Source organism: Rhizobium sp. P2_G2, assembly GCF_056403555.1.
The window spans coordinates 1-18710 of the sequence record NZ_JBFUFF010000063.1 but is presented as its reverse complement, the minus strand read 5'-3'; the positions used below and the strand labels follow the sequence as shown (position 1 = coordinate 18710).

The following is an 18710-nucleotide window of genomic DNA, read 5'->3' as shown; positions in this document are numbered from 1 at the left end:
CCCTTTATTCCCCTGTCCGACGCCTGGAGATCATTGACCGATCACCAGGCTGCCGGCGTCCTTCACCAGGCTGCCGCTTGCGACAGCCAGGGCCAACCCGCCTAGAAATGCCACAAAGCAGGCAAAAACAAGTCCGTCAACCCGGTCCATCACACCGCCATGGCCGGGAATCAGGCGACTCGAATCCTTGACGCGAAAGCGTCGCTTGATCCAGGATTCGAAGAGATCGCCAATCTGCGAGGCGACCGACAGCAGAAGGCAGATGGCGGCAAGCCCCAGACTGACCGGCTGATGCGCCAAAAAGATCACCAACAACCCGCCCGCGACACCCGCCACCGCGCCACCGATCGCGCCGGACCAGGTCTTTCCCGGCGAAATGGGGGGCGCCAGCTTTGGCCCGCCAATGGCACGGCCGACGAAATAGGCCAGAATATCGGTCGACCAGACAATCCCGAACAGAAAGAGAATTGTGATCAGACCGCCGCCCGTCGTTCCGCGCAATGCCGCCAGCGACAGGCCGGAAAGACCAGAATAGAACAGGCCGCCGGCCAGCCAGTAGCCGCGCCGCCGGATCGCGGCAATGATGATCGCAACAACTGTAAAGCCAATGAGCAAGACCAGGCTCGATATGTAGCCGCTTCCGGCGCCGTGAAAGATATATTCGACGGCAACCACGACGACCCCGGCAAAGCCGAAAGCAGTGAGCCGGCTTCTGCGCGACTGGCCGGTGATCGTCACCCATTCATAGAAGATCAGGATGGAAATCAGCGCCGCCAGCAGGCTGAACACCATGCCGCCGATCCAGGTCGCGGCAAGCACCACGACAGCGAGCACGATGCCGGAAATGATGCGTAGCCTGAGCTCTGGGCTCATTATGACACCGCGGCGGCGAGACCGCCGAATCGCCGTTCGCGCCCAGAATATTTGGCGATTGCAGCATAGAAGGTCTCGCGGCTGAAATCCGGCCAGAATTCCGGCACGAACAGAAGTTCGGTATAAGCCGACTGCCAGAGCAGGAAATTGGAAAGCCGTTCCTCGCCGGAGGTCCGGATCAAGAGGTCGGGATCGGGCATGCCATAGGTGTCGAGCTCGCGATCGAGCGCCACCGCATCGATTTGCTCGGGCCGCATCGCGCCGCTCTGCACCTTCAATGCAAGCTTCCGGGCGGCGCGTGCGATCTCGTCGCGCGAACCGTAATTGAAGGCGATGACGAGCGTCAGCCCGGTATTGTTGCGGGTGGTTTCCTCCGCTTCCAGGAGAAGCGGCAGGATATCGCCCCTGAGATTGTCGCGCGAACCGATCACGCGGATGCGGACGTTTTGCGCATGCAATTCGGCGAGGTCGCGGCGGATGAAGGCCTTCAACAGACCCATGAGGTCGTTGACCTCCGTTTCCGGCCGGGTCCAGTTCTCCGAGGAGAAGGCAAAAAGCGTCAGATAGGAAATACCGACGTCGCCTGCGACCCTCACCGCCTCGCGGACAGCTTCCACACCCTTGCGGTGGCCCATGGTGCGCGGCAGGCCGCGTTGTTTGGCCCAGCGGCCATTGCCATCCATGATGATGGCGACATGAGCAGGGACCTTCGCGGTCAGATTTGCATCCATCTGTAGCYTCTGCCTCCTGATCGAGGAATAACCCCGACATTAAACCTGCATGATTTCCTTTTCCTTATCGTGAAGCAAGCGATCGATCTCTGAAATCGTCTCGTCCGTCATCTTCTGCACTTTTTCGGAATTGGAACGGCTCTCGTCCTGGCTCATATCGCCGTCCTTTTCGGCTTTTTTAAAGCCATCCATGCCATCGCGGCGCACATTTCGCACCGCGACCTTGGCCTTTTCGGCATAGTCATGCGCGACCTTGACCAGCGACTTGCGGCGCTCTTCGTTCAGCTCCGGCAGCGGGATGCGCATGTTCTGGCCTTCGATGATCGGGTTGAGACCGAGATTGGACTCACGGATCGCCGTTTCCACCGCCTTGACCATCGAGCGGTCCCAGACATTGACGGCCAGCATGCGCGGCTCGGGTACGGTGATATTGGCCACCTGGTTGAGCGGCACGCGCGAGCCATAGGCCTCGACCTGCACCGGATCAAGGACATTGGCGGAGGCACGGCCGGTTCTCAGCGAGGCGATGTCAGCCTTGAACGCGGCGACGCCGCCTTCCATGCGGCGCTTCAGCTCTTTGAGATCGATATTGGAATTCGTAGCCATTTTCTGTCTCCCTGACCGGCGCCCGACCGCCGGCACACTTCTCTAGTTGTCTTTAACGATCGTCCTGCGGCCACCGCCGGTCAGGATCTTCGCGAATTCGCCCTTCTCATGGATCGAAAAGACGATGATCGGGATGTGATTTTCGCGCGCAAGAGCGACGGCTGCAACATCCATGACAGCCAGGCCTTTTTCAAGCATTTCCGTGTGCGTGAGCGTATCGAAACGGGTCGCATCCGGCACTTTCTTCGGATCGGCGGAATAGATGCCGTCGACCTGGGTCGCCTTGAAGATCGCCTCTGCCCCCATTTCAGCGCCGCGCAGGGCGGCAGCCGAATCGGTGGTGAAGAACGGATTGCCGGTGCCGCCGGCGAAGATCACCACGCGGCCGAGCGACAGATGATAGAGCGTTGCCCGCTGCGAGAAGCTCTCGCAGATTTCCGGCATGGCGATGGCCGAAAGGACCACGGTGTCGATGTCGAGCTTGCGCAGCGAGGTGGCAAGCGCCAGCGCGTTGATCACGGTCGCCAGCATGCCCATATGGTCGCCGGTCACGCGGTCTCCGCCCTTGGACGCCACCGCCACGCCGCGGAAAATGTTGCCGCCGCCGACCACGACGCCGACTTCCACCCCGAGCGCCCGCGCTTCGGCGATATCGCCGGCAATGCGGTCGGCCACCGTCACATCGATGCCGAAGCCCTGCGAACCCATGAGGGCTTCACCGGATGCCTTGAGCAGAACCCGTTTGTAGATCGCTTCTGATGTCATGTTTTCCCCGTTTCGCCGGACCTGGTTGCCGCGCGCCCGATGCTTCAGGCGGGCGTGGCCAATCTCAGTGCTGCCAGTTGCGGCGAGATTGGAGCTTAGACGCGAGAGTCTTGAAGTTCTTCGAGCCGGATACACGAAGGGCATCGCGTTGTCACGCGATGCCCGACTTATTTGCACGGTTMTTGATGAACCTAATGTTACTTCTTCACCGCAGCCGCGACTTCGGCGGCGAAATCGGTCTGTTCCTTCTCGACGCCTTCGCCGAGCTGCAGGCGAACCATGCCGGTGACTTCGATCTTCTCGCCGGCGAGCTTCTCGGCATCCTTGACAGCCTGGCCGACAGTGATGTCGGGATTGATGACGAAAGCCTGCGACAGCAGCGCCACTTCCTCGAAGAACTTGCGCATGCGGCCATCCACCATCTTTTCGATGATGTTGTCCGGCTTGCCGGAGGCGCGGGACTGTTCGATGAACACGTTGCGCTCACGTTCTGCGACGGCCGGGTCGACTTCTTCCGGGCGGATGGCCAGCGGATTGGTCGCGGCAACGTGCATGGCGATCTGGCGGCCGAGCGAGTAGAGCACTTCCTTGTCGCCCAGCGACTTCAGGGCTACGAGCACGCCGAGCTTGCCGATGCCGTCGCCGGCAGCATTGTGGATATAGGTGGCGACAAGGCCATGCTCGACATGCAGCAGGGCGGAGCGGCGCAGCTGCATATTCTCGCCGATCGTGGCGACAGCGTCCTTGATCGTGTCCTCGACGGTCTTGCCGGTGGCCGGGTAGATCGCCTGGGCGACCGCCTCGACGGTGCCGTCGGTGCCGATGGCGACATTGGCAACGCCGCGGACGAGTTCCTGGAAGGCTTCGTTGCGGGCAACGAAGTCGGTTTCGGAATTGACTTCGACGGCCACGGCCTTGGTGCCGGCGCTGACGACGCCGATCAGGCCTTCCGCAGCGGTGCGGCCGGACTTCTTGTCGGCCTTGGCGATGCCCTTGGCGCGCAGCCAGTCGATGGCTGCTTCGATGTCGCCGTCGGTCTCGGTCAGCGCCTTCTTGCAATCCATCATGCCGGCGCCGGACTTTTCGCGCAGGGTCTTGACCAGGTCAGCGGTAATAGCAGTCATTTTGAACCTCTTTATTTGGCGAAGCGCGGTTCATTTCGGGTGGAACGACGCGGACTTCGCGCATGCGGACGGAGTTTAGCCAAACGCGTGACAGGCATGTGACAGGCTGGGAAGCGGCCTTTGGATATCAACACCATGCGGCAAGCGCCGGATAAGGGAAGGGCAAAGGCCATAGTCGCGAAATGCGTCATGGCCTTTGCCCCGAAAGTGAGTGGGGCAGGACAGCGCCCTGCCCTGCTGTTGCCTATCAGGCTTCGGCTTCTGCGAGAGCAGGTTCTGCAACCGGCTCTGCGGCAGCGCCAAGGTCGACGCCGGCAGCGCCCTGCTGGCGGCCGAGGCCGTCGAGAGCAGCGCGGGCGAACAGGTCGCAATAGAGCGCGATGGCGCGCGAAGCATCGTCATTGCCCGGGATCGGAAAATCGATCAGGTCCGGATCGCAATTCGAGTCGATGATGGCCACGACCCGGATGCCCAGGCGCTTGGCTTCGTCGATGGCGATCTTTTCCTTGTTGGTGTCGATGACGACCATCAGGTCCGGCACGCCGCCCATGTTGCGGATACCACCAAGGGCCTTGTCGAGCTTCTCGCGCTCACGATCGAGGTTGAGACGTTCCTTCTTCGAATAGCCGGTGGCGTTCGAAGCGAGGATTTCGTCGACCTTGCGCAGGCGCTGGATCGAGTTGGAGATCGTCTTCCAGTTGGTCATCATGCCGCCGAGCCAGCGGGAGTTGACGTAATACTGGGCCGAACGCTTGGCGGCGTCGGCGATCATTTCCGAAGCCTGGCGCTTGGTGCCGACGAACAGCACGCGGCCGCCGTTTGCAGCGGTGTCCGAAATGACCTTCAGCGCCTGATGCAGCAGCGGAACGGTCTGAGCGAGATCGATGATATGGATGCCGCTACGGTCGCCGAAGATATAATTCTTCATCTTCGGGTTCCAACGGTGGGTCTGGTGACCAAAGTGAACGCCTGCTTCAAGCAGCTGGCGCATGGAAAAATCCGGCAATGCCATGCCTTGTTACTCCTTTTCCGGTTGAACCTCCGTGGAGCCTGAAGCAGGTTTTTGGCCTGCCACCGGGTGGAACTGACCGGATTTCTCCCGGAAAGCGCCGAGCCCCACGTGTGGAATGAGGGGCGCCATAAACCGAAATGCCTGGAAATGCAAGCGATCGGCGCGATTTTTCCTGTTTGGGCATCTTTTCCGCCGGATCACTCCTGCAGCATCACCTCGATGTCCTCATTGCGGCCAGGCACGACGGTGAAATCGCGCTGATAGATCTTCTCCTTGTGGCGGGCGACGGCCGTGTATTTGCCTTCCGCCAGAATCACCACCGGAAAGGCGCCGACGCTTTCACTGACCGAGTCGCCGGAAGCTGTGAGGATCGACCAGGCGGTATCGGCGATCGCCTCGCCGCCTTCCTGCGACACCAGCTTGAGCGTGATTTTGGCCGCCCGGTGCTGCAGCGTCGCCTCGACCAGCTTGCCGGCATCGACGCGGATGTCGGCGCGGATCGTGGCGTTGACATTGCCGTAGTTGGAAACGATGTGATAGGTACCGGCATTGAGACGGATAAGCTGGTCCGGCTTGACGTCGGCCATGACCATGTTGCGCTCGCCATCCTCGCGCACATCATTGGAAAAAATATTGAAGGTCAGTTCGCCTGGCGGAATGCGGACATCCGAGCCCGATACGGCGTTGAGCACAAGGCCGCCGGCGTCCAGCACGAAGGTCTGCGGACCAAGGTCGCCGGTTTCGGGCACGACCAATTTCTTGGTGGTGCCGGCGCGGCCGAAGGCGACATTGACGAAATATTCGCCGGGCGCCAGGTCGAACTCGGTCGACCCGCCTTCCGACGAAGCCAGCATCGGCAATTTGCCGTCTGCGCCGGCAATCGGCTGGAACACCCGCCAGGTCAGGCCATAAGTCACCACCGCGCCCTTGTCGGTCAGCCGAGCGTCCATATGCACCGGCTTGCCGTGCTTGAGCGGCGTATCCTTTTCGAGCACGGGCGAGAAACTGTTGGAATGCAGGTCGGGGACCGGCTTCTTCTGGTCCGTGTCGAGYGCGAAGGCCTGCTGTGCCGCGCCTGCGCCGCCGACGAGGGCTGCGAAGAAGACCGCCACGAGGGCAATGGCTCGGCACGAGTTAAACAAAACCGGAATACTCTTCTTTTCCAGGGTTGACACGCTTTACAGCGCGGCCCACTTCTCCCGCAAACACCAGGCGAATTCAAGAGCCGCAAACGAGGCATTATGAAGACCGACATCAAGCTGATCGATTACCTCTCCACCCGCCGTTCCATGCCGGCGTTTCAGATGAAGGCCCCGGGCCCCTCGCAAGAAGAAATCCTCGACATCCTGACATTGGCGAGCCGCGTGCCGGATCACGGCAAGCTGGCGCCCTGGCGTTTCATTGTCTTCCGCGGCGCCGAACGGGAGCGGATCTCGTTGGAATTGTCGAAGATCGCGCGTGGCGACAAGCCGGACCTGTCGGAGGAAATGATCAAGGTCGAAGAAACACGATTGACGCGGGCGCCGGTCGTCGTCGCCGTCGTTTCCAAGGCCGCACCGCATTTCAAGATTCCGGAATGGGAGCAGTTGATGTCTGCCGGTGCGGTCTGCCTCAACATGCTGATGGCGGCGAACGCGCATGGTTATGTCTCGAACTGGCTGACCGAATGGATGGCTTATGACGAGCGTGCCTATCCGATCCTCGGTGTCCAACCGGGCGAGAAGGTTGCCGGCTTCATCCATATCGGCACGACGGATTTTCCGGTGACGGAGCGTCCCCGGCCCGAGCTCAACGACATCGTCACCTGGGTCGGCGAGGGTTGAACCTATGTTCTATGCCGCCGATACCCGCGACCACGGCATGCGCTACGATCCGTTCAAGGCGATTGTCGTGCCGCGGCCGATCGGTTGGATCGGCACGCGCGGCATGAACGGTTCGCGCAATCTCTCGCCATTCTCCTTCTTCAACGCGCTCTCGGACGATCCCAAGATCGTAATGTTCGCCGCCGGTTCCGGCAAGGACAGTCCACGCAATGCCGCCGAGACGCGCGAATTCACCGCGAGCTTCGTCAGCCGCAACCTCGCGGCACAGATGAACCAATCGTCGGTCGCCGTCCCCTACGGCATAGACGAATTCGAGATTGCCGGGCTTACGGCCGAACAGGGCCGGATGGTCGCAGCACCCTATGTCTCGGGCGCCTATGCGGTGCTCGAATGCAAGGTGACCCAGGTTATCGAGCCTGTCGATCTCAACGGCGCGGATGCCGAGGTCACCATGGTGCTCGGCCAGGTCGTCGGCATTCATATCGACGAGGCGATCATCCGCGACGGCCGGCTCGACATGTCGCTGGCGCGGCCGGTCGGGCGGATGGGCTATATGGATTATACCGAGGCCAGCGACGTCTTCGAAATGATCCGGCCCAAGCGGCCCTGAGCACCCTATTCGATGACCGAGATGCCGTCGAAACCGAAGGCGCTGGCATCCTGGTCCATTTCCTGCGTATCATAGGCCGGCACGCCAAAGGCGCGCGCAGCAACAACCACGGAAATACGGGCGTGGCCGGCAACAGGAGAGTCGTGCGTGCAGCCGATGCCGTCGCAGAATGCGGCACGATTCCATGTCAAGCCGGCAAGCCGTGCGGATTTTCCACCAAGCAAGGAGAGCTGCATCAGGGCTGCGGCGGAATCCACGCTGGCGACGATCAACGTGGCGCCGGCGTCACGCGCCTCACTCGCCTCGGCCACAGACAGAGCCATGTCACAGCGCTGCAGGTCCTCCGATCCCCGACAATCCGCCAGCAGGATGCACTTCGTCCCGGAGGCAACGGCAGCGGCGGCATCCGATTCGAAACCCTCGTCGCGTAGACTGAGGACCGGCATCGTCAGATTGGCCTCTTCGTCCCAGAACACCACGAGATGACAGGTTCTTGGCATGCTTGCGGCTCCAAAGCGGGCGATGATTGCGGCGCCGACAGGGTTAACACGCCGCCAACAAACATGGTGAACCAATCTTAAACTTTTTGCCGCTAGGGTCCTTCTATTGGCATTCAGTGACGAGGTGGCCCGTGATCATCCAGACTTTCATCCGTTGGGCGGATACTGCAAAGTCGGCCGATCGTGCCCGTGCCGCCAATGCGCTCGGCCGCGCCTGGCTCGAATCGGACATGGACGACGAAGAACGGCAGGCGGCGCTGATGGCTTTGACCTGGCTGCTCGACGACCCCTCCCCCAAGGTACGGCTGGCGCTGGCCGAAGCGATCGCGGATGCGGAGGATGCACCGCGCTCGCTGATCCTGCCGCTCGCCTCTGACCAGCCGGAAATTGCCTGCCACATTATCGCACGTTCGCCAGTGCTCACCGATGTCGACCTCGTCGATCTCGCCGCCCGCGGCGATGGGGTCACCCGTGCGCTGATCGCGTCGCGCTTCATCGTCAGCCAGCCGGTCTGCGCGGCCATCGCCGAGATCGGCGAGGCACCTGAGGTCGAGGCGCTGCTCGACAATCCTGGCGCCGTCATCAGCCGCCAGAGCCTGCGCCGTATCGCCGAACGGCTCGGCACCGAGCCCGGTATCCGCGAACGCCTGCTCGAGCGCGACGAACTGCCGGTGGATGCCCGGCACCTGCTCGCCGTTTCCATTTCCGACGCGCTGTCGGCAAGCGGCCTGGTGCGCCACGTGATCGGCGACCTGCGCTTCGAGCGCATCCGCCGCGAGGCCTGCGAGGCGACGACAGTGGCGCTCGCCGCCGAGGCCGAGACCAACGATATTCCGGCGCTGGTCGACCACCTGCGCCGCGACGGCCGCCTGACGCCGAATTTCCTGATGCAGGCGCTCTGCAGCGGCAAGCTGGATTTCTTCGCCTCGGCGATCGTCGAACTGACAGGGCTGACCGAGCGGCGCGTGCGTTCGATCCTCGCCGACGGTCGCTTCCATGCGATGCGGGCGCTGTTTGAAGCAGCAGGACTCGGCCGCGACATTTCGGAAATCTTCGTCGAGGCGACGCTGCAATGGCGGCGGCATATGCGCGGTGAGGACCAGAAGCTGCTCGGCAACATCGCCAGCCGGCTGGTGGGCAAATTCCGCCGCTCCCGCAAGACCGAAGGGGTGGCCGACGAACTGATCGACATGATAGAGCGGCTGCAATTCGCCGAACAGCGCCAATCCGCCCGCGCCTTTGCCTCGTTCCTGGCGATCGAAGCGGCGTGAAACTATCCATGTCGAGTTCGATTGCCGCACTGTGCGGACGCAGTTGTAGCTCGCCGCCTTGTCGACGAATATCCTAGACGACCGTCTGGCGATACCTACTTCAGAAGGGCGGGCCGGCGCTGGAGTGGCCCGGTTCTAATGGTTTGATGCAACTGCGTATCAACGCCGCGAGCGGCTTGCAGTCACCTTCAAGAAACCCAGTCTTCGCCGTGTCGTTCCAAGCCTGTTTATCTTCAGCCCTCAGTTCGAGTGAATATCCAGCATTTTCCGCGACCATCTGTAGAAAAAGACGTTGCACTCTTCCATTCCCTTCTATGAAGGGATGCGCAGCGTTGATTTCATTAATGAAGTCGGCAGCGGCCAGGGCGAAATCGTCAGCGTCCATACCAATGAAACGGTTTCCAGCCTCAAACTTCCGAAATTGCTGTTCGATATGAAGTGCTATGAATCGTGGCGCAGCGAATGGTGCTTCCTTGTTGCGCCCGGTCGTGTAGGTTCGCTCGCGACCTGCCCATTCATATATGTCTTGGAAAAGGTGTCGATGAAGTGCCTTGAATCCCTCGTAGCTAAGCTCACGAGCAGAGGGAGGAATGTTCTTGGCACGCTTTGCAACGATGACAGCCTCAGCGCGAGACAAATCTTTCCAATTTCGATGCCCTGGCTTGTTTATCGGCACGCGTGGCTCTTCGCCAGGATACATATAGCGTTCGTAAATTGCTTTCTCGTTCAAACTTATTTCTCTACAAAGAAATGCCCCGAAGTGGGAGCGGGTCGCTAATGTATGACCCGCGACTATGCCATTGAAAACGTTTTCGGCTTCGTCAATTCGAGCAGGCGTTTAATTTGCTCCTCGTCAGGGATGCCTTCACTGTCCCATTGTGCAACGAGCGCGGCAATCTCTTCATCTTTCTCAATGCCCTCGATTGCGTTGTTGGCATGCATCTGTTCGACTCGCCACGCTTGCGCTTCGGGACTCTGGTCGGAGGTCCGATACATGTTGCTTCCCTTCCATCACCTCAAAATACAGCAGTATCATACGCCAATCAGGTCAAAAACTCAACAATTCATAGGCCGTAGGACCTGTCGGGTTCTACGTCACGCCGTTACCCGGACTGCTCCAAGCCGCTTTTTTGTCCACACTAATCGGCGACCTTCTTCACCACCCAGGAATACGTGTCGGTGACGATATGCACGGGAACGATGAGTGTCGACTTGATGCCGCTCTTCGAAGGAATGGCCCGTTTCATCAAAGCTATGGCACGCCCGGCAAGCCCCGGCCCTTCGGCTTGATCGGCATCCGGCGGTAGCGAACGGCTCACCATCTCGGTCGATTGTTCGCGCGCCTCGTCCTCGGAATCCGTCAGCGCCGTCGTGCCGGCGGTCTGGCAGACGGCAACGAGGTTCGGATAACGGACATTCTTGTATGTCGCCAGCGTCTTGTCCGATGCGGCATCGCAGGTGGCGATCGTCGGCCATTGGTGCGGCAGAGTGGCGACCGGCTGGCAGTGGGCGCCGGAATCGTCGCAACCGAGAATGCTCATCAGCACGAATGCAGCCTTCATTGCTTTGTCCTGGAGCCAGATGTGGCTCTAAGTTGTCCGCGCTGAAGATCGCATCCGAACGTGATCATTTCATGAAACGTATTTCAGCGCCTCGCGGATCATTTCAGCATTATGCGCCAGCACACCGCCGTCTTCCATCTTACCGGTATGCGGCCTGAGCGCCACGCCTTCCTTCATCGGCACGACGTGGAAATGCAAATGGAAAACGGTTTGGCCGGCAACTGGTTCATTGAATTGGAAGACACGCACGCCATCGGCATGGAAAGCCTTCTTGACGGCGCGGGCGATCTTTTGGACTGATGGCATCAGCCACATGAACGTCGTCGGATCGGCATCGAAGATGTTGCGAGACGGCGTCTTGGGAATCACCAGTGTGTGGCCCTCAGCCTGGGGCATGATGTCCATGAAGGCGAGCGTATGTTCGTCCTCATAGACGGCATGGCACGGAATCTCGCCTCTCAGGATCTTGGCAAAGATATTGTCCGGATCATAGGGAACCCCGTGCATGGCAAATCATCTCCATTCCATGAGATCGAATTTGCGCTGAAAACCATATGGTTTCAAGTCCGTAATCGGATTTGGCGCAGGTTCAGTCCTGCTCTTCGTGCAGGTTCTTGCGGAAGGGGCCGTGCTCGGTCAGGTATTCGCCGACGGCCTCGACCTCGCGCCGTTCCTCGCGCAGATAGTCTTCGATCGCGCGGCGCAATCCGGCATGGGCGACATAATGCGCCGAATGCACTGTCGCCGGCAGATAGCCGCGCGCCAGCTTGTGTTCGCCCTGTGCGCCCGCCTCGACCGTCTTAAGCTTGCGGTCGATGGCGAAATCGATCGCCTGGTGATAGCAGACCTCGAAATGCAGGAAGGGATGATCCTCTATACAGCCCCAATGGCGGCCGTAGAGCGTGTCGGCGCCGATGAAATTGATGGCGCCGGCAATATAGCGGCCGTTGCGCTTGGCCATGACCAGCACGATGTCATCGGCCATGCGCTCGCCGATCAGCGAATAGAATTCGCGCGTCAGGTAAGGACGGCCCCATTTGCGGCCACCGGTATCCATGTAGAAGGCGAAGAACTGGTCCCAGATGGATTCGGTCAGGTCGCTGCCGGTCAGCCAGTCGACACTGATGCCGTTTTCCAGTGCGGTACGGCGCTCCTTCTTCAGCGCCTTGCGCTTGCGCGACGCCAGCGTTTCAAGGAATTCGTCGTGGCTGGCATAACCTTCATTGTGGAAATGGAACTGCTGGTCGGTGCGATGCAGATAGCCATGCCGCTCCATCACCTGCCATTCTCCGTCGGGCGCAAACGTGACATGCGCCGAGGAAATGCCGAGCGCATCGGTCTCCGCCTTGACCGCCTCGGCAAGCCCGCCGAGTGTTGCGGCGCGCTCCTGGCCGTCCGCGACGAGAAGCCGCGGACCGGTGGCCGGCGTGAACGGCACGGTGCATTGCAGTTTCGGATAATAGCGCCCGCCGGCGCGTTCGAACGCGTTGGCCCAGGCATGGTCGAAGACATATTCGCCCTGGCTATGGCTCTTCAGATAGCCGGGCACGGCGCCGCGTAGCACGCCATCGACATCCTCCAGCAGCACGTGGTGGCCGAGCCAGCCGGTGCGGCGGACGGCGGAATCCGATTCCTCCAGGCTGGATAGAAAAGCATGCGAGATGAATGGGTTATAGTTTTCGCTGCCGCGCGTCGCGCCCCCGAGCCGGGCCCAGCGATCCGCTTTTATGTCCTTGAAGCTGGAAACGGTTCGGATGGGCAATGCTTATCCTCATGCGGCCTTGGGATCGAAACCTTCGAAGGTGATCTGGTCGGCATTGTGGCGGGAATGCTCGGCCTGCTCGGGCGTCCGCACCGTCCAGCTGATGACTGGAATACCTCTTTCACGTTCCCCTGTGATGAAGGCGTTCGGCAGATCCGCGATATTGTAGGAAATGAAGTCGAGGCCATGGCCCATCGCCTTGCGATGTAGGGCGAATTCCTTCTCTGTCATACCTTCTGCGGTCAGACCGACGGCGAAAGGGCATTCCATCTCTTTCAATTCTTCGAGCAGCCACGTGTCGAAGCTCATCAGCGCCACGTCGCCTTTATAGCCCTCAAGCGTTTCCAGCACSGCGGAGACAAAGCCTTCGTCATCCCCCTTGCGGCCCTTGAGTTCGGCGACGATCGGCACCCTGCCCTTGACCAGCGACAGCAGCGACTTGAGCGACGGCACCTTGTCCTTGGTGCCGCCGACCGAGGTCAGGCTGAGTTCCGCCGAGGTCTTTGAGCGGATATCGACCCGCATGTTGCAAAGCCGCTGCATATCGTCGTCATGAAAAATGATCGGCGCTGCATCCGCCGCATATTGCAGGTCGCATTCGATCGCATAGCCTGCAGCAATCGCGCCCTCGGCGGACGACAGCGTATTTTCCCAGACAGCATGATTGCCGTCATGCAGACCGCGGTGCGCGATCGGCTGGCGGGTCAGGAAGGCGAGATCGGGCATTACCTGACTTCCATGACGACGTCGATTTCCACCGACGCGTTGAGCGGCAGTGCCGCCATGCCGACGGCGACGCGCGAATGCTTGCCGGCATCGCCCAGCACTTCGACCAGGAAGTTGGAGGCGCCATTGGCGACCAGATGCTGTTCATAGAAATCCGGCGTCGAGGAGACCATGCAGGTGATGCGCACGATGCGGGCAATGCGCGACAGGTCGCCGCCGAGCGCCGCGCTCGCCTGGGCAAAGATGTTGATGGCGCAGAGTTCCGCCGCGCGCTGGCCCTCGGACGTGGTGACGCCGGCGCCCAGCTGGCCCGTCACTGCCAGCTTACCGTTCTCGATCGGCAACTGGCCGGAAATGTAGAGCAGGTTGCCCGTCTGAACATAGGGCACATAATTGGCCGCCGGTGCCGCGGCGACGGGCAGCGTAATGCCCAGCTTTTCCAGACGTGCGTCGATATCCGCCTTCATTTCCTCACCTTTGCGTAATTTTGTCTTTTAGGAATCCCGCGGATCAGCTAATCCGCATAGAATGCGCTTTACTTAATCGCATTCAGGTGCGGTGCAACAGGAGAATTTAATGATTTTTCGCCGACGCGTTCTCGCCTGCCTGCTCGGCTCGAGCCTCGGGGCGGCGGCCCTGCCGGCGCATGCGCAGAACCTCAGCGGACTGGTGCCGCACCGCGCGGTCTATAATCTCGAACTCGCCGACGCGTCGGAACGCTCGGGTATTACAGCCATGTATGGCCGCATGGTCTATGAGTTCACCGGTTCGCCCTGCGAGGGCTATCGCGTCAACTTCCGCYTCGTCACCCAGGTCGATTCGGGCGGCGAAAAGAAGCTCACGGACCAGCAGAGCACGACCTTCGAGGATTTCAAGAACGGTCGCTTCGAATTCGATTCCAAGACCTTCAACAACGACCAGCTCGCCAAGGAAGTCGCGGGCATGGCCGAGAAGAGCAAGGACAAGATCGATGTCGATCTGACGACGCCGATCGAAAAGAAGCTGAGCCTGACCACGGCGCGGTTTCCGACCCAGCACACGCTCGATGTCATCAGCCGCGCCGAGAAAGGCGAGCATTTCTTCGAGGCGCGCGTCTTCGACGGCTCGGACAATGGCGACAAGACGCTGATTACGTCGACAGTGATGGGCTCGCCCGTCGACGTTACCCCCGATGATCCGGATGCCGCCAATGCCGGCAAGCTGAAGACGGAGAAGACATGGCCGGTGACAATCGCCTATTTCGACGACACGCCCACCAGTGATGGCACGCCGAGCTATCGCATGTCGTTCAAGCTCTATGCGAACGGTGTCTCACGCGATCTGCTCATGGACTACGGCGACTTTTCCCTCAAGGGCACGCTGGTGAAGCTCGACTTTCTGCCCGAGGACAGCGCTTGTAAGAGCAATTGAGTTAGGCCTGCGCAGCAAGAGCGGCTTGCTTCCTCTTCTCCCCAGCGGGGAGAAGGTGGCCGGCAGGGCCGGATGAGGGGGCCGCCCCATCCGCGAGGCCCCTTCATCTGTCCTTCGGACATCTTCTCCCCGCTGGGGAGAAGATGGAATGCGCCGCCGGCGCCGCGGCCAAACGCAGCGTTTCGCTTCTACGTGATTGTCTTCGGGAAAAGCCGCCCAAAATCATTGCGGGATTTGCTGTCACGCCGTCGCCGGCTTGGCATCCTTGGGGTCGAGCGCGAAGACGCAGTCGTAGAGATATTGCAGCACCGCCTTGCGGTCGGTGATCGCGGCGATCTCGTTCCACGGCACGATGGCGCCGATATTGGAATAGATCGTCTCGCCGGACAGCCGGCAGAATTCGCGGATCAGGAACGACAGCCGCAGCGTCAGCGACAAACGGCTGGCGAGATGGAAGAGCCAGCTGTTCTGGCCTTCGAAATAGATCGGGATGACGCTGGCCTTGGCCGACTGGATGAGTTTTGCGGGAAACATCTTCCAGGGCAGGTCCTCGGCCTGGCCAAAACCTTTGGGCGCGGTGGCGACGCCGCCGGCCGGGAAGACGACGATGGTGACGCCTTCCTTGAGCAGCTTCAATGCCTCGTTGCGGGTGGCGATGTTGGTCGCCAGCGCCTCTCGCGTTTCATCGAAGGAGATCGGCAGCGAATAGGGCCGCATTTCCGGTACTTTGAGCAGCTGATCGTTGATCAGAACCTTGAAGGGACGGCCGAGCTGTTCGGCCAGCGCCAAAACGGCGATGCCGTCGGCAATGCCGTAGGGGTGGTTGGCAACCATGACGATCGGCGTATCCGGCAGGTCCTTGGGCGGCCAGTTGCCCTTGACCGACAGCCCGATGTCGATGAGTTCGAGCATGCGGCTGAAGACATGATCGGTCTTGCCAACAACCTCCGTCCGCCAGGTCTTGTAGATCTTGACATAGCGGTGGCGGCCCGAGAGATTTTCCACCGTGTGGATGACCAGCCGCTTGAATAGCGGATCTGCATCACTCGCGTAGGACAGTTCCTTGAATTGCACGGCCGATTCACCCGGTTGGATCTATGACAAGCCAATAAGAATGTTGTGTAACAGGCTGACGACAGCCGCATGTCAAATGCGGCTGTCCCCCGTTTTGTTTCATGCAATGCTTCTGCGCCTGATATCGGGAGGTGTCGCCTCTCCGACAAGGGCGTCAATCGCTTCGTCCAAGGCCATCGGCATCTGCTGCTGCGAGCCCAGCCGGCGGATATTGACGGTGTTTTCCTCCGCCTCACGCTTGCCGCAGACGATGATCACCGGCACCTTGGTCACGGAATGCTCGCGAACCTTATAGTTGATCTTCTCGTTGCGGAAGTCGGTCTCCACCGAAAGACCCGCGGCACGCAATCGATCCGCGACTTTTTGCCCATAGGCGTCGGCATCCGAGGTGATCGTTGCCACCACGACCTGCAGCGGCGCGAACCAGAGCGGCATATGGCCGGCATAGTTCTCTATCAGGATGCCGAGGAAGCGCTCCATCGAGCCGCAGACGGCGCGGTGGATCATCACCGGCTGGGTTTTTTCCGAATTGTGATCGATGTAGAAGGCGCCGAACCGCTCCGGCAGGTTGAAGTCGACCTGCGTCGTGCCGCACTGCCATTCGCGGCCGATGGCGTCCTTGAGCGTATATTCGAACTTCGGGCCATAGAAAGCACCCTCGCCCGGCAGAATGCCGGTCTTGATGAAGTTCGACTGTTTTTGGATCGTGTCGAGCACGCCCATCATCACGCTTTCGGCGCGATCCCAGAGCGCATCTTCACCGACGCGCTTGTCCGGCCGGGTAGAGAGCTTGATGGTGATCTCCTCGAAGCCAAAATCCTTGTAGACCGAGAGGATCAGATCGTTGATCTTCAGGCATTCGGCGGCCATCTGCTCGTCGGTGCAGAAGATATGCGCGTCGTCCTGGGTAAAGCCGCGCACGCGCATCAACCCGTGCAGGGCGCCGGACGGCTCATAGCGATGCACGTTGCCAAATTCCGCAAGTCTTATCGGCAGTTCGCGGTAAGACTTCAGACCATGCTTGAAGATCTGGATATGGCCGGGGCAGTTCATCGGCTTGAGCGCAAAGACGCGATCGTCGTTGGTGTCATCGCCGGCGACCGTGACCTTGAACATATTGTCGCGATACCAGCCCCAGTGCCCGGACGTTTCCCAGAGCGACTTGTCAAGCACTTGCGGCGCATTGACTTCCTGGTAGTCGAGCGCGAGGCGCCGGCGCATATAGGCGACCAGCGTCTGGAACATCCGCCAGCCCTTGCCGTGCCAGAAGACCACGCCCGGGCCTTCTTCCTGGAAATGGAACAGGTCCATTTCGCGGCCCAGCTTGCGGTGGTCGCGGCGCTCGGCCTCGGCGAGCTTGTTGAGATAGTCGTCGAGCTCGGACTGTTCGGCCCAGGCGGTGCCATAGATGCGCGTCAGCATCGGCTTGGTGGAATCGCCGCGCCAATAAGCGCCGGCCACCTTCATCAGCTTGAAGGCGGTGCCGATCTGCCCGGTCGACGTCATGTGCGGACCGCGGCAGAGGTCGAACCAGTCGCCCTGCGAATAGATTTTCAGGTCCTGGCCTTCCGGAATGGCATCGACCAGCTCGACCTTGTAGCCCTCGCCCTTGTCGGCGAACACATCCTTGGCCTTCTGCCGCGACCAGACCTCCTTGGTGAAGGGCTTGTTGCGGGCGATGACCTCCTTCATCTTCTTCTCGATGACCGGCAGGTCTTCGGGCGTGAACGGCCAGTCCTCGCGCGTATCGGGATGGATGCGCTTGAAATCGTAATAAAAACCGTTCTCGATCACCGGGCCGATGGTCACCTGCGTGCCGGGCCAAAGCTCCTGCACCGCCTCGGCCATCACATGCGCCGCATCATGGCGGATGAGTTCGAGCGCCTTGGGATCGCTGCGGGTGACGATCTCGATGCTGCCGTCCGACACCGGATCGGCAAGGTCCATCAGATTGCCGTCGATCGCAATCGCTACGGCCTTCTTGGCCAGCGATTTGGAAATCGATTCAGCCACATCCTTGCCGGTCGCGCCAGCCGGAAAGCTGCGCACGGAACCATCGGGAAATGTGAGGGAAATTTCGGGGGAAGACATTTTTTGCAAATTCTCCTTATCCAGTCCCGCCAACCAATGCGGGTGGTTCTTAGACAAAGGCCGGGATTCGCCGACGCTTGCGCGGCGGGATATAGAGGGATTTGGGGGGAATGGGAAGGCTCTACATTATCAACTTCACTTACTGCGTACGCGCGACGCATTAAATCGATTGAACTGAGCCTTATCCCGAGAGCGTCGACGCTAACGCTTTCTTAAAGAGCAACTCTATGCAATTTTAGCGAATGAATATTGGGTACACCAAATAGCACTTGCAGACAGACCTTCCCTCTGCAACTTTGTGCATTGAAATGTTGAGAATCGGGCTACATATGAAAAAACGACTATCTTTACTTGCTCGAGGCCTCTTTCCCGAAACATTGCCGCCCTGTTTTACGTCTATCGACGCCGCTCGTGCTTTTCACGGGATTGTTAGCGACTTGGACCAGGCAAAATTCAGAAAACGACCTACGCACTACGTACGTTACAACGGAACGAAACATGATCGGAACCGGAGGTTCTTTGCAACTCCAAATATTGTCTCCTATTTTCACGTCTCAACTTTCATCCATCGTTACTGGAAAGATTTCAACGCAAGATATCAGGCTTCGCCTTACTCGTTGAGCGCGCCCACTGTTTTGGATGAGAGCGCTGATCGAGCTATCAAGGTTGCCTCGTTGTCGGAATTGTCCGCGAAATCCTCAAAACAACTCGCATACGCGCCGGTAGTGTTAAAAACCGACATCTCTCAGTTCTACGCGAGTATCTATACC

At 60.0% G+C, this 18710-nt stretch carries 22 protein-coding genes; 5 read left to right on the top strand and 17 right to left on the bottom strand.

The features are described from left to right. Positions 1-30: 30 nt before the first annotated feature. The 7 genes from AC1D06_RS29495 to AC1D06_RS29465 form a co-directional block, all read right to left on the bottom strand. On the bottom strand, positions 31-873 hold the full coding sequence (locus AC1D06_RS29495; RefSeq protein ID WP_477989432.1) for a phosphatidate cytidylyltransferase: 843 nt from the start codon (positions 871-873) through the stop codon (positions 31-33). Further along, positions 873-1604: an isoprenyl transferase gene (locus AC1D06_RS29490; protein WP_477989430.1), complete on the bottom strand. Its 732-nt coding sequence runs from the start codon at positions 1602-1604 to the stop codon at positions 873-875. The genes AC1D06_RS29495 and AC1D06_RS29490 overlap by 1 nt, the downstream gene beginning before the upstream one ends. A 39-nt stretch (positions 1605-1643) precedes the next feature. Continuing rightward, positions 1644-2210, bottom strand: a complete 567-nt coding sequence (gene frr, locus AC1D06_RS29485) for a ribosome recycling factor (protein WP_477989429.1) — start codon at positions 2208-2210, stop codon at positions 1644-1646. 42 nt (positions 2211-2252) lie between these two features. Further along, positions 2253-2975: a UMP kinase gene (pyrH, locus tag AC1D06_RS29480; RefSeq protein WP_477876907.1), complete on the bottom strand. Its 723-nt coding sequence runs from the start codon at positions 2973-2975 to the stop codon at positions 2253-2255. 197 nt (positions 2976-3172) lie between these two features. Then, positions 3173-4099, bottom strand: coding sequence for a translation elongation factor Ts (tsf, locus tag AC1D06_RS29475; protein ID WP_477989427.1), 927 nt, complete (start codon positions 4097-4099; stop codon positions 3173-3175). A 247-nt stretch (positions 4100-4346) separates the two neighbouring features. Further along, positions 4347-5111 (bottom strand): 30S ribosomal protein S2, encoded by a 765-nt coding sequence (rpsB, locus tag AC1D06_RS29470; RefSeq protein WP_477879966.1) that lies wholly within the window; start codon positions 5109-5111, stop codon positions 4347-4349. Positions 5112-5308: 197 nt separating this feature from the next. Then, on the bottom strand, positions 5309-6223 hold the full coding sequence (locus AC1D06_RS29465) for a hypothetical protein (RefSeq protein ID WP_477989426.1): 915 nt from the start codon (positions 6221-6223) through the stop codon (positions 5309-5311). A gap of 129 nt (positions 6224-6352) precedes the next feature. On the opposite strand from AC1D06_RS29465, the gene AC1D06_RS29460 reads away from it, so the two are divergent. Together AC1D06_RS29460 and AC1D06_RS29455 are read left to right on the top strand one after the other, a co-directional pair. Further along, on the top strand, positions 6353-6934 hold the full coding sequence (locus tag AC1D06_RS29460) for a nitroreductase family protein (protein ID WP_477879962.1): 582 nt from the start codon (positions 6353-6355) through the stop codon (positions 6932-6934). Between the two features lie 4 nt (positions 6935-6938). After that, positions 6939-7544 (top strand): flavin reductase family protein, encoded by a 606-nt coding sequence (locus tag AC1D06_RS29455; RefSeq protein ID WP_477989424.1) that lies wholly within the window; start codon positions 6939-6941, stop codon positions 7542-7544. A gap of 5 nt (positions 7545-7549) precedes the next feature. Here the strand turns inward: AC1D06_RS29455 and AC1D06_RS29450 are convergent, their stop codons facing one another. After that, a complete protein-coding gene (locus AC1D06_RS29450; protein ID WP_477989422.1) occupies positions 7550-8044 on the bottom strand; it encodes an aldolase/citrate lyase family protein in 495 nt (164 codons plus the stop codon). A 131-nt stretch (positions 8045-8175) separates the two neighbouring features. Here AC1D06_RS29450 and AC1D06_RS29445 point away from each other — a divergent pair, with 131 nt between their 5' ends. Next, entirely contained in the window at positions 8176-9315 is a 1140-nt protein-coding gene (locus tag AC1D06_RS29445; protein ID WP_477879956.1) for a DUF2336 domain-containing protein, read from the top strand. A gap of 100 nt (positions 9316-9415) precedes the next feature. Here the strand turns inward: AC1D06_RS29445 and AC1D06_RS29440 are convergent, their stop codons facing one another. The 7 genes from AC1D06_RS29440 to AC1D06_RS29410 form a co-directional block, all read right to left on the bottom strand. Beyond that, a complete protein-coding gene (locus tag AC1D06_RS29440; protein WP_477989420.1) occupies positions 9416-10045 on the bottom strand; it encodes a Fic/DOC family protein in 630 nt (209 codons plus the stop codon). Between the two features lie 62 nt (positions 10046-10107). Continuing rightward, positions 10108-10311: a hypothetical protein gene (locus AC1D06_RS29435; RefSeq protein WP_477879954.1), complete on the bottom strand. Its 204-nt coding sequence runs from the start codon at positions 10309-10311 to the stop codon at positions 10108-10110. Positions 10312-10454: 143 nt separating this feature from the next. Beyond that, on the bottom strand, positions 10455-10877 hold the full coding sequence (locus AC1D06_RS29430) for a hypothetical protein (RefSeq protein WP_477879952.1): 423 nt from the start codon (positions 10875-10877) through the stop codon (positions 10455-10457). 69 nt (positions 10878-10946) lie between these two features. Continuing rightward, a complete protein-coding gene (locus tag AC1D06_RS29425; RefSeq protein ID WP_477879950.1) occupies positions 10947-11384 on the bottom strand; it encodes an HIT family protein in 438 nt (145 codons plus the stop codon). An 82-nt stretch (positions 11385-11466) separates the two neighbouring features. Beyond that, positions 11467-12639: a GNAT family N-acetyltransferase gene (locus AC1D06_RS29420; RefSeq protein WP_477879948.1), complete on the bottom strand. Its 1173-nt coding sequence runs from the start codon at positions 12637-12639 to the stop codon at positions 11467-11469. Between the two features lie 9 nt (positions 12640-12648). Continuing rightward, positions 12649-13365 (bottom strand): glycerophosphodiester phosphodiesterase family protein, encoded by a 717-nt coding sequence (locus tag AC1D06_RS29415; protein WP_477879946.1) that lies wholly within the window; start codon positions 13363-13365, stop codon positions 12649-12651. After that, a complete protein-coding gene (locus AC1D06_RS29410; protein WP_477879945.1) occupies positions 13365-13832 on the bottom strand; it encodes a RidA family protein in 468 nt (155 codons plus the stop codon). The genes AC1D06_RS29415 and AC1D06_RS29410 overlap by 1 nt, the downstream gene beginning before the upstream one ends. A 112-nt stretch (positions 13833-13944) precedes the next feature. Here AC1D06_RS29410 and AC1D06_RS29405 point away from each other — a divergent pair, with 112 nt between their 5' ends. Continuing rightward, positions 13945-14775 (top strand): cell envelope integrity EipB family protein, encoded by an 831-nt coding sequence (locus AC1D06_RS29405; RefSeq protein WP_477989470.1) that lies wholly within the window; start codon positions 13945-13947, stop codon positions 14773-14775. 240 nt (positions 14776-15015) lie between these two features. Here the strand turns inward: AC1D06_RS29405 and AC1D06_RS29400 are convergent, their stop codons facing one another. Both AC1D06_RS29400 and thrS read right to left on the bottom strand, forming a co-directional pair. Continuing rightward, the gene (locus AC1D06_RS29400; RefSeq protein ID WP_477879943.1) at positions 15016-15849 is read right to left on the bottom strand and encodes a lysophospholipid acyltransferase family protein; all 834 of its coding nucleotides are present in this window, start codon (positions 15847-15849) and stop codon (positions 15016-15018) included. 99 nt (positions 15850-15948) lie between these two features. Continuing rightward, complete coding sequence (gene thrS, locus AC1D06_RS29395; RefSeq protein ID WP_477879941.1) at positions 15949-17940, bottom strand: threonine--tRNA ligase; 1992 nt, start codon at positions 17938-17940, stop codon at positions 15949-15951. Positions 17941-18269: 329 nt separating this feature from the next. Between thrS and AC1D06_RS29390 the strand changes: the two genes are divergently transcribed. Beyond that, on the top strand, positions 18270-18710 hold a 441-nt coding region (locus AC1D06_RS29390), incomplete at its 3' end, for a hypothetical protein (RefSeq protein ID WP_477989418.1).